Here is an 11,903-nt window from a genome sequence, read left to right as displayed (position 1 = left end):
CGCTGGTGGAACCGGTGCTCATGGCGCCGCTGCGCCGGGAATGGGCCGCGCTCAAAGGCGAACTGGCCGCCGCCTACGCCAAAGGCAAGGGCACGCCCGCGCAGCGCGCCCAGATCAGCGCCTTTCTCAAGAAACTGCGCAGCATCATTGTCCTCGACCCGGCGTGCGGCAGCGGCAACTTCCTCTACGTGGCGCTCCAGATGCTGCTGGGCTTGGAAAAAGAGGTCATCACCTTTGCGGCACAACTCGGCTGGCGGTTCGAGCCGGAAGTCAGCGTGCAACAACTGCGGGGCATCGAAATTAATCCTTACGCGTATGAACTGGCGCAAGTCTCCGTGCAGATCGGCTACCTGCAATGGCGGCGCGATAACGGGTTCAACAACAACCGCACACCCGTATTGCAAAATCTGGACGGGTTCCAGAATGAAGACGCCTTACTGGTGCCGCACTTCCGCAACAAAGCCAAGACGCTGAAAGAAGCGCAAGCGGGCGAACACGCGGGCGATGATGACTTGAAGTTTTACTCGGAGCGCGAATGGCCCAAGTGCGATGTGATTGTGGGGAATCCACCATTTTTGGGTGACAAGCTCATGCGTGGTGAACTTGGTGACAACTATGTGCAACAACTTCGCCGCACGTATGGCAATCGAATTCCCGGCCAATCGGACCTTTGCTGTTACTGGTTTGAGAAGGCTCGCACTCAGATTGACCATGATAAGTGCAAACGCGCTGGATTACTGGCAACACAAGGCATCCGGGGTGGGGCAAACCGCGAGGTTTTGAAACGCATTAAAGATAGCGGCGGTATATTTTTTGGCATTAGCGACCGGGAATGGATTCTCAACGGGGCAATGGTTCACGTTAGCATGGTCGGCTTTGACGACGGTACGGATATGGACCGCGCTTTAGACGATAAAGCCGTAGCGGTAATTAACGCAAACCTCACTGCGACTGCGGACACGACAAAGGCTGCTCCGTTGATGATGAACTCGAATATCGCATTCATTGGGACAACCAAGGGTGGGGATTTCGACATTATAGAAAATGAAGCTCTTTCCCTTCTAAGCTCAGAAGGCAACCCAAACGGCAAGCCAAACAGCGATGTGTTAAAGCCAATCCTAAATGGCAAAGACGTTTTAAGTAGAACACCTCAGCGCTGGCTAATTGACAACAATGAACGGACCCTCAGCGCTGCGTGCCACTATGAGCAACCACACAAACTTGTTGTTGAGCGCGTTAAAAATGAGCGCGACAGTAATCGCGACAAATGGCTCCGCGAGAACTGGTGGAAGTTGCAGCGAGTGCGTCCTGAAATGCGTTCCGCGCTTGCCACGGTCTCCAGATTTATTGCTCTCCCACGCGTTGCGAAACATCGCGTCTGCGTGTGGTTTCAGTGGCCGGTAGTGACAGACGATCAAACCGTGGTCTTTGCGAGAGACGATGATTTTTTCTTCGGCATGGTTCAATCTAACATTCACCAGGTATGGGCATATGCCCAAGGGACACAGGTGCGCGAGCGCGAATCTGGCTTCCGATACCGACCAACCGTTTGCTTCGAGACGTTTCCCTTTCCGTTCCTAGACGACTTGCAGGCTTCTGCGCCACCCGCTCCGGAACCGCCAGCGGCGAATGGTGGCTGGGATACCGTGATGACGACCCGATTCTACGAGGTTAAAGAGGATGCGCCACCCTACGGCGGGCCACCCTCAACGCCAGCGGGCCACCGTGCGGCGATTGCCGCGGCGGCGAAGGCATTGAACGAGTTGCGCGAAAGCTGGCTCAATCCTCCGGAATGGACGGAAACCCGTGTGCTCCAATTCCCCGGCACGGTGGGTGGCCCGTGGGATCGTTACATTGACCGCAGCACCGTTCGGGATCGCGGCAGCTTCCAAATCGGCACGGTGCGGTATCCGCGTTTGGAACCACTCGACGCTGAGTGTGCCGCCAAACTCAAGAAACGCACTTTGACCAATCTCTACAACGAACGCCCCATGTGGCTGGACCTCGCCCATAAGAAATTGGACGCTGCCGTCTCCGCTGCCTACGGCTGGCTGGCCACTTTATCGGACGAGCAGATTCTGGAACGGCTGCTAGCCCTGAACCTGGAACGCGCCGCCCAGGAGGAACAGGGGAAAGCGGGCACGGATAAGAAGGCGAAAACGTCACGGGCTAAGAATGCGGATGAGATGATATAGGGAAAGTATGAAGGCTAAAGGGGGGACGGACATGGCAGAAATTTTTTTTGGGCAAAAAAATGAGACGTGGGGCATTGAAAATTGCAAAATTCAGATTTTAGATTTCAGGACAGGACTAATGGGACGAAAGAGACAGTTCAAATCCCAAATTTCAAAGGATGGGAGTTATGGGACGCATGAGACTGATAGGGTTTGCATGGTTGATATATGGCGAGCGGTGGCGTATGGTACAGGTGCGGTTTGGGGCTAGAAACGTCTTGGACGTAAGTTAGGGGCCATATCCGGCGTGGTCAATTAATGACGCTGGCTCGTTGCAATTCAACGGACACATCTTAAGTTCGTACGTTGGGATCGCGATTCACGTTGTCGTGGAAGATGCCTTCCCGCCGGTGCCCACGAGACCTCACATGGTAGATGACATGGGCTGCCCCCGCATCCGCATAATAAAGGACGTCCAATTCTCCTGGGGTGGCTCCAGCAACAGTTCCCCTTGATGCGCCCGTACAATCTCGCGGGCGAGACTCAGGCCGAGCCCAACGCCCTCCACGCGTCCGCTGCGGGATTGATCGGCCCGGTAGAAACGCTCGAACACGCGCTCGCGATCCGCTGCGGATATGCCCGGGCCAGTATTCCCAATTCGGATGAGGGCTTGCTCATTTTCCAACCGAAGTTCAAACCGAATCCGCCCAGGTTCGCAATTGTATTTGATCGCGTTGGTCGCCAGATTTTGCAGCGCTTGCTCCAGCAAATCCGGATCGGCCTGAACCTGCACCATGGACGCCAGCTCGTGCTCAATGGTTAGCGCGGGCACCTGGGCCTGACAATCTTCGATGATGTTTTCCAACATCCGGGTCAGGTTGACTGGCGCGCAGTGGATTTGGAGCCGCCCGGCGTCCGCCAGCGAGAGTAGCAGGAGTTTTTGCACGATGGCCTTGAGGCGGTGGATTTCTTCCAGCAAACTGCCATACACCTCCTGTTGCGGTGAACCGTCGGGGGCGCTGGCCAGGGCCTGCTCCAATTCCACTTGTAGGCGGGCCAGCGGCGTCTTCAACTCATGCGAGGCATCGGCGCTGAAACGGGTGGCCTGGGTGAAACTCGTTTCGAGGCGGTTCAGCATCTCGTTGAAGACGGTGATGAGGCGGTTGAATTCCTGGTCGCGGGGCATCGCTGGAATCCGTTGGTCAAGCCCGCGCGCGGTGACGCGTTCCGCCGTCTGCGTGAGGGTAGAGACTGGCCCCAACGCACGCTGGGCGAGGAACCAAGCCCCCAGCCCGGCCAGGAACAACACCACCGGCAGCGCCGCCAAGTAGGTTTTGCGCAGGTCATGCAACCGCGTGTTGAAATCGTGGATGTCGGCGCCCAGGATGAGGGTCGCGTACGGGTTTCCCATGACCCCAATGCGCCAGGTCCGGCCACCCGCCTCGCGCGTGTGGAACTGCGGCGTCTTGCGCGGTAGCGCGGGGTTGCGGGCGGAAATTTCCTCACCCCGGCGCGGTGGCGGCGGCAATGGTTTTCCAAGCTCGAGAACGCCGGGAGCCTCGTAGCTGGTGAGTTGTGGCAGCGACTCGGGATCCAGTCCGCGCGGCCAATCCGGTGATTGGTAAATCACCCGATCTTCACTTTTCACCCAGAGGATGTAGGCGGAGGGCTGGTTGCTGCCGGCGACGAACCGGAGCGCGCTCTCAAAGCGCACCCAGTGATCCCCACCGAGCACCCGCTCAAGATGGGGTGAGCCCAAGTTGCGCAACTCCCGGTCGAGCCGGTCGAGGTTGAACTGATACGACACCTGCCACAGAACCATGCCGCATCCGATCAAGAGTGATCCGGTAATCAGTCCCGATAACAGCGCAATCTTGAGACGAAAGGAGTTCAAGTTCACAACCGTGCTTGTTCCTCTGGAATCCGGTAGCCCACCCCGCGAACCGTCTCAATGAAAGGCTGTCCGCTGTCGCTACCTAATTTTTTACGCAGATGCTGCACGTACACGTCTACCAGATTCGTGCCGGGGTCGAAATGGTAGTTCCACACGTGTTCGCAAATTTGGGCGCGGCTGAACGTCCGCCCCGGTGAACGTAATAGATACGTCAACAAGGCGAACTCCCGGGCGGTCAATTCGATGACTTCCGTGCCGCGCTTCACCTCCCGGGTCATGAGGTTCACGGTCACGCCGCCGTTTTGCAGCAGCGTCTTCTGCTGGCCGGAGGCGCGTCGCATCAAGGCGTGCAACCGGGCGACCAACTCCTCAAGGTAGAACGGCTTGGTGAGATAATCATCGGCACCGAGATTGAGCCCATCGAGCCGCTCATTCAGCGCGCTACGGGCCGTGAGCAACACCACCGGAACGGTTGCCTTGCGGTCGCGTAAATTGCGTAAGATGCTCAAGCCATCGCGGCCTGGCAACATGATGTCGAGGACGATGGAGTCATACTCACGGGTGGTGGCCAGCAGGAAACCCTCGTCGCCGTTCTCGCTGAAATCCACAACAAACCCCTGAGCTTCGAGCCCTTTACGCAAGAACCCGCCCAACTTTTTATCATCTTCCACTACCAGGATTTTCACCCCTCCAGCTTACCTCCCGCCACCCGTGAAGTCGAACGGAATATAATTAAAAATTTTTAATCTGAAATCCCACACTGAGACGAATGTCATACGGTTTCAACCTGGAATAAACCGATTTTCAAGCAGCCGTGACTTCAAGGAAAGGTCGGCCCTTTTTGGCTTGTCGTTTGCGGGTGGCTGGCCCAACCTAGGCAGAACGCTATGAAAACCAACGGACACGTAATGAAGGTCACCGCTTCAAGCCATTGGGGCGGCCTGACCATGGCCGCTTTGATGTTTGCCCACGGGGTGTTTGCCGCAAACACCCCGGTTCAATCTCGCACGGTCAAACGCCTCTTTGCCAAGCCGCCGTGTGAATACAGCACTGCGCCGCTCTGGGTATGGAATGACATGCTCACCGAGGAGGAAGTGGTGTCCACGTTGCGCGATCTGGCCAGCCAACAGGTCAAGCAGGCGTTTGTACACCCGCGTCCCGGCCTGATGACGCCGTATCTGGGTGAGGATTGGTTCCGGCTGTGGAAAGTCGCCCTCAAGGAAGCCGGGCGCCTGGACATGAACCTGTGGATTTACGATGAGAATTCGTATCCCTCCGGTTTTGCCGGCGGCTGGGTGCCGGAGCTGATGCCGGAGTCGCGCGGGCGCGGATTGGCTTTGTCCGAGACGAAGGCAGCGCCGACCTGGACAAATACGATGCTGGCCGTGTTCAAGCTGAGCGATACAGGTACGGAAACGGTCACGGACCAGGTGCGTCAGGGAACCCAACTGCCGACTGGCCGATACCTCGCGGCATCCATCGTGCGCGCCCAACCGCGCCCCTGGCATGGCGGGCGCACCTATGTGGATTTGTTGTATCCGGGGGTTACAGAGAAGTTTCTGGAAGTGACCCTTGAGGCATATCGCAAGGAACTCGGCCGATATTTCGGGAAACGGTTGCCGGGCTCCTTCACGGATGAACCGGAAATCCGCCCCGCTGGCGGTTTGCCGTGGACGGACGATCTCCCGACCGCCTTTCAAAAACGGTGGGGATACAGTTTACTGGATAATCTGCCCAGCCTGTTCACGTCGGTGGGCGACTGGAAGAAAGTCCGTCATAATTATTTTCAACTACTGCATGAGTTGTTTTCCGAGCGCTGGGGCAAGCCGTATTTCACCTATTGCGAAACCAATCATCTCGAATTTACGGGGCATTATTGGGAGCATGAGTGGCCAAAAACCGTTTCCGTGCCGGATAACATGGGCATGTATCAATGGCATCAGCGCCCCGCCATTGACATCCTGATGAACCAGTACAAGGAAGGCGATCCCCACGCCCAGTTTGGCAATGTGCGCGCGGTGAAAGAACTGGGCAGCGTGGGCAACCAATTCGGCCGCCGCACCTTGTGCGAGGCGTATGGCGCGGGTGGCTGGGACTTGCGGTTCGAGGACATGAAACGCATCGGGGACTGGCTGTACGTGCTGGGGGTGAAAACGATGGACCAACATCTCTCATACATCACGATTCGCGGGGCGCGCAAACGGGATCATCCCCAGTCCTTTTCCTATCATGAGCCGTGGTGGAACGATTACCACGTTTCCGCCGCATACTTTGAACGGCTGGCGGTGGCGATGTCGCAGGGGGAGCAGCGCAACGAAATCCTGATTCTGGAACCCACCACGACGGCTTGGATGTATAACGGCGTAGCCAGCGCCAAAGCCCAAGTGAGCAGCGCCAAGGGCGGCAAGCCGGACATGGGCGCTAATCTGGATTTTATCGGCAACAGCTTTCACTGGCTCCTGGAACGGCTCGAAGCCGCCCAAGTAGAATATGATCTTGGCAGCGAAGATATCCTGGCCCGGCATGGCGCGGTGACGGGTAAAACGTTGGTGGTGGGCCAGCGCGCGTACCACACGCTTGTGTTGCCTGCGTATACCGAAACGCTTAACGCTAAAACCGTGCAACTGCTGGAAGAGTTTCTAAAAGCGGGCGGGCGCGTCATTTGCGCCTCGGAATCACTCAGCCGGCTGGAGGGCGTGGAGGCAACGCGGGTGACTGCATTGCTGGCGCATCCCAATTGCCGCCGGGTCGCTGCGGATAAGGAGGAGGATGTTCTGGCCGCGTTATCCCCCGCCAGCCTGGAGTCATTTACAATTTTACCCAACGTCAAGGATCATGGCCGCTTGTTCCACCAGCGCCGTCATTTGGCGGATGGCGAGTTGTTGTTCCTGGTGAATACCAGCCTGGAGGAATCCCAAGGAGGCGAGGTCCTCAGTCAATCCGGCGGCGTCGAGCAATGGGATCTCGATACCGGAAAAAATCAGCCGTATCCGTTCACCAGTGAATCCGGGAAAGTGCGATCCGCCTTCAAGCTGCCGCCTGCTGGCAGCCTGCTCCTGTTCCTATCGCACAAACCGATGAAACCGTGGTCCACCCCCACCCTGACCGAAACCGAAATTACCGGCACCGCTCCCGAAATCCGTCGCATCGGCCCTAACGTGTTGACGCTGGATTATGTGGATGCGAAAGCGGGCGGGGGGGCCATCACCCAGGCGTATTTTTTCAGAGCGCAACAGATGGTCTTTCAGAAAAATGGCTTGGATCGTAACCCGTGGGATAGCGCCGTGCAGTTCAAGGATGAACTGATCACTAAAAAGTTTCCGCCGACCAGCGGGTTCGAGGCCAGCTACCGGTTTGTGATTGCCGACCGTGTGCCGGCGAATCTGCAGATCGTCATCGAACGCCCTGATTTGTATCAGGTCACTTGCAACGGCAAAGCGCTGCAAGCCAGCCCCGGCGCTTGGTGGCTCGACAAGGCGTTTGGCCGCCTGGACCTGCGGGCCGCCGCGCGTGTGGGCGAAAACGTGGTCACGATTACCGCCACGCCCATGACCATGTATCATGAGCTGGAACCCGCCTACTTATTGGGTGACTTCACGCTAGCCGCGACGGACAAAGGGTTCGTCGTGCAGCCGGAAACCACTTTGCAGTTGGGTCACTGGAACACTCAGGGACATCCTTTCTATTCGGAAGGCGTGACGTATCGCCAACGGTTCACACTGGGCAGACCGGAGGGTGAATATCGTGTTACCCTGCCCAAGTGGTATGGCGCGATTGCGCGCGTGACGGTAAATGGCAAACCTGCCGGACACATTGCGAGCCAGCCCTGGCAATGCGACGTCACCCGTTTCCTCAAAGCTGGTGAGAACACCATTGAAGTCACGGTGGTGGGCACTCTTAAAAATACGCTGGGGCCGCACCACAATAATCCATCCTTGGGCACCGCGTGGCCGGCCATGTTCCAGAAAGGACCGCAGACCGGGCCACCGCCGGGCCAGGAGTATCACACGGTCGGTTACGGTTTATTCGAATCTTTCAGGTTGGTGAATTTGAGATGAAATTCCCTGTTGAAAATCACGCGCGCGCTTGTTCATTTTTGCATCTTCGCGTTGCAAATTTTCAACGCATGTTGTAAGGTGACAAGAAACTTGGTGGAATCGATCATGTAGTGATCGGGGTTTCGCCGGAGCAACCATTGCATATATGATGAACCGTCGTACTTTCTTGGGAACCGCCGCCGCCGGCGCGCTAGCCGCTCCATCCGTATTAACCGGGGCGGATGACCGCAAAATCAAACTGGGCGTCATTGGTTGCGGCGGGTATGGCATGTCAGATATCAACGCGGCGTTCAAAGTGGGCGGGGTGGAGGTGCTGGCAATCTGCGACGTGGACGCCCAGCACTTGGAAGAGACTGCGGCCAAGCTCGAGAAGCTGCAAGGGACGCGGCCCAAATTGTTCAAGCAATACGAACAACTCCTGGAAACACCGGGATTAGAGGCGGTGATCATTGCCACACCACCGCATTGGCATGCCCTGCCGTTTATCGCCGCCTTGGAGCGCAAGCTCGATATCTATTGTGAAAAACCACTCGCCTATGATGTGCGGGAGGGGCGGGCCATGGTGGACGCAGCCAAAAAACGGAAGGCTCAGGTCATCCAGATTGGCTTCCAGCGGCGTCAAAGCCAGGCTATCCAGGCAGCCAAGCAATATATTGATGAAGGCAAGGCCGGCAAAATCATCGCCGTTGAGGCGCAGATCCATTACACGGCAGGGCTGCGTGATACCGTGGTGCAAGACCCGCCCGCGTCATTGGACTGGGACCTTTGGTGCGGACCGGCCCCAAAATTGCCTTATTGTCCTCAGATTGGCCATGTTGCGTGGCGGTTGGAAAAAGAATATGGCAACGGCCATTTGGTGGACTGGGGCATTCATCTGGTTGATGCCACGCGGATGGTGCTCGGCGAGACCGTGCCCCGCACCCTGCAAGCCACCGGCGGCATTTACTACCACAAAGGCAAAATCACCACGCCCGATATATTGACGGCCCATTTTGAATTTGCGCGATGCCCGGTTACCTGGCGGCACCACATCTGGGGTGCCGCAGAATATGCGCCCGAGGTGGAAAATGGGATTTTCTTTTTTGGCGAGCAGGAAACCGTGTTTGCCACGGATGCCAAATGGATCGTCGTTTCCAAGGATAAAAAGGCGGAACGCAAGGTCAACGAGGTAAAAACCGATATGGGACTGAAACACATGGCCAATTTTCTGGAATCCGTGCGGTCCCGGCAGGCCCCGGTCTGCCAGCCGGAAGACGCCTATCATTCGGCGGCAACCGTGCAACTGGCGATGGTTAGCTACCAGGCTGGCGCGCGGATTACTTGGGATGCGGCGACTGAACAGGTGCTCAACAACCCAGCGGCGGCGGCGCTGGTGAAACGCGAATATCGCGCTCCGTACCGCCATCCCTGGCGCGGATAACCACCCTGCGCATGGCGGGTACGTGATGGCTGGAGATCGGCTCCAGCTCCAACGGCTGGAACTCAAGTACATCATGCGGGACGTGGTGGCGTTGGGAAGGCGTGACTTTGGGCGCGCTTACTTGGGAATGTACGTGGCGAGAGTCACTTTTTAGCAATGGTTTACAGCGGACCGGGCCGCCGCGAACCAGGTGTAATTTTTATAAAAAAAGCTTGAACCATGTTTCAAACGGGTGACAATTAGGAAAACTTTGAGTTGAGATGAATTGGTTGTTACAAAGTGATTATGCGTCACAGCCGATGGACCTGACTATTACGGTCATCGCGCTGGCGCTTAGCTTTTTAGGCGGGCAGTTGATTGCCTGGACCTATATGCTTACCCATTCCGGCTTGTCCTATTCCCGCTCGTTCGTCAACTCACTGGTCATCATGCCGTTGTTGGTGGCTTTGGTGATGATGGTGATGGCTTATAATTTGGTCACCGCTTTTGGTTTGATGGCAGTGTTCGCCATCGTCCGTTTCCGCAATATCTTGCGCGACACCTTGGATACGACCTACGTGCTGGCTAGTCTGGTCTTGGGCATGGCCACCGGGACACACCGGTTTTCGCTGGCCATTCTCGGGTTGGCGGTCGTTGTGCTGGTTATGATTTATCTGTGGGCGACTTCCTTCGGTTCCCGGCACCGGTATGACTTGATTGTGAACCTGCATTGGTCCCGTTCCCTCAAGGAGTTAACGGATTTGGGTCGCCTGTTGGAGCGGCACGCCCGCCGCACGCACTGTGCCAGCCAGCGCTCCAGTGAGGGGACGCAAGGCGCTGATGTTAGTTATCGGTTGCTGTTGCGCAACGCGGAGCGGATGGACGAACTGTTAACTGAACTGCGGGCCATGGAAGGCGTGTCGCGCGTCACCAGCCTGAAAGCGGAGGATGAATCGGAAGTGTAGCCATGAATAAACTGCCACGCATTCCCAGTCCACCCTCGCATTATTGGCGTGAATTTCGCCATAGTGTGATGCCGTTTTTGATCTTTGGCGGGGTGTTGGCCATGACTGTGGTCCTGTGGAATAAAGCCTTGGTTCCGTCCAGCATGATCGGCGAGGTGGAAATGGTGCGCGCCAACGTGAACTCGATTGTGCCGGGCACCGTGATTGAATTACAGGTGGACCTGCTGCAGCGGGTGGAAAAAGACCAGTTGATTGCCACCATAACCACCATGGAACCGGAATTGTTAAACGCCAGCCTCGCGGCGGTGGCGGCGGAATTGGAGACCACCCGAGCCCGGATGTTGGCGGATCAGGCGCGCCTAGTGATGGATCAAGCCCGTAGCCTGGATGACTTGGAACAATTACGTTTGAACTGGCTCAATGCCAAGGTGTCGCTGGCCACCGAGCGGGTCAACCTCCAATATGCCATCAATGAGTTTCAACGGGTTTCCAAACTTTTCCAGGATAAGGCCGTCACTGAAATGGAGTACGACCTCACCCGCAGCCGGCGGGATGCCTTGCAAAGCAAAGTGGATGAAATGGGTAAATTGGTGATCGAGATGGAACGTTCCATTGAACGGTTGCGCCCTACTCCCAGCGTGACCAATATTCTTTCCAACGAAGCCGTGGCCTCGGCCATCAACGCGCGTCAAGAGCTGATCAAACAGCAAACCCGCCCCATCCTGCTTCGCGCGCCCATGGCGGGAGTGGTCAGCGCGGTCTTTCGCCGGTCAGGCGAAAAAGTGACTGCGGGTGAACCCATTGTGACGATTAGCGCCATTCACTCGGATCGCATTGTCGGCTATATCCGCCAGCCGTTGGACGAAAAACCGTCGCCGGGTACTCCGGTGGAAGTTTGGTCACGCGGTGGCAAGCGAACGGTGGGGGTTGGCAAAGTGTTGCGGGTGGGTACCCAGATGGAAACGATCAACCCAACCCTGTTACCGCCGAACCCAGGCCAAGGACATGCCCCCGAATATGGCCTGCCGATTCTCGTCAGCCTGCCACCCAATCTCCCGTTGCTGCCGGGTGAAAAGGTGGACCTTCAGTGGTCCAAGTGATTATTTTGGCTCAAACGGCAAGCCTTTGCGCACAATGATGATACGCTCAATCCGGGCGCCACTTTCGCGATTCCGGATGGCCAGTGTGTGTTCGCCTGATTCCAACGGATAAACCGTCCATGCCGTTGCCACCGTTTTGTCGCCAACCCGGTTGCGCACGTGGTCCCACACCCAAGCGCCTTTCTGGATAATATCGGAGAGCGACATACTGCCGTGGTCAATCGAGGCATAGAAAGTATCCTGTTCCGAGTTGGCCGCAAAGGTCAGAACACCGCATCTGCGCCGAATAATTTGATACCATTGGGGATTGGCG

Annotated in this window: 8 protein-coding genes; 5 read left to right on the top strand and 3 right to left on the bottom strand. The window is 56.9% G+C overall.

Features of this window, described 5'->3' with window-relative positions; translation table 11 throughout:
• The coding region (locus WCO56_26005; protein MEI7733052.1) for a DNA methyltransferase at positions 1–2,195 on the top strand (2,195 nt) is incomplete at its 5' end.
• A 403-nt stretch (positions 2,196–2,598) separates the two neighbouring features.
• Here WCO56_26005 and WCO56_26000 read toward each other — a convergent pair.
• Together WCO56_26000 and WCO56_25995 are read right to left on the bottom strand one after the other, a co-directional pair.
• Entirely contained in the window at positions 2,599–4,074 is a 1,476-nt protein-coding gene (locus tag WCO56_26000) for an ATP-binding protein (GenBank protein ID MEI7733051.1), read from the bottom strand.
• Positions 4,071–4,754: a response regulator transcription factor gene (locus tag WCO56_25995; GenBank protein MEI7733050.1), complete on the bottom strand. Its 684-nt coding sequence runs from the start codon at positions 4,752–4,754 to the stop codon at positions 4,071–4,073. The genes WCO56_26000 and WCO56_25995 overlap by 4 nt, the downstream gene beginning before the upstream one ends.
• 201 nt (positions 4,755–4,955) lie before the next feature.
• Here WCO56_25995 and WCO56_25990 point away from each other — a divergent pair, with 201 nt between their 5' ends.
• The 4 genes from WCO56_25990 to WCO56_25975 all read left to right on the top strand — a co-directional run bounded on the left by WCO56_25990 (position 4,956) and on the right by WCO56_25975 (position 11,590).
• Positions 4,956–8,126, top strand: coding sequence for a glycosyl hydrolase (locus WCO56_25990; GenBank protein MEI7733049.1), 3,171 nt, complete (start codon positions 4,956–4,958; stop codon positions 8,124–8,126).
• A gap of 145 nt (positions 8,127–8,271) precedes the next feature.
• On the top strand, positions 8,272–9,546 hold the full coding sequence (locus WCO56_25985; protein MEI7733048.1) for a Gfo/Idh/MocA family oxidoreductase: 1,275 nt from the start codon (positions 8,272–8,274) through the stop codon (positions 9,544–9,546).
• Between the two features lie 260 nt (positions 9,547–9,806).
• A complete protein-coding gene (locus WCO56_25980) occupies positions 9,807–10,490 on the top strand; it encodes a DUF4956 domain-containing protein (GenBank protein ID MEI7733047.1) in 684 nt (227 codons plus the stop codon).
• A gap of 2 nt (positions 10,491–10,492) precedes the next feature.
• A complete protein-coding gene (locus WCO56_25975; GenBank protein ID MEI7733046.1) occupies positions 10,493–11,590 on the top strand; it encodes a hypothetical protein in 1,098 nt (365 codons plus the stop codon).
• Here the strand turns inward: WCO56_25975 and WCO56_25970 are convergent.
• The coding region (locus WCO56_25970; GenBank protein ID MEI7733045.1) for a hypothetical protein at positions 11,591–11,903 on the bottom strand (313 nt) is incomplete at its 5' end.

The sequence above is a fragment of the Verrucomicrobiota bacterium genome, from assembly GCA_037139415.1.
In the GTDB taxonomy this organism is placed as follows: Bacteria; Verrucomicrobiota; Verrucomicrobiia; order Limisphaerales; family Fontisphaeraceae; genus JBAXGN01.
Note: the sequence above shows the minus strand (reverse complement) of the source record. Positions and strands in the feature narration are given on the sequence as shown.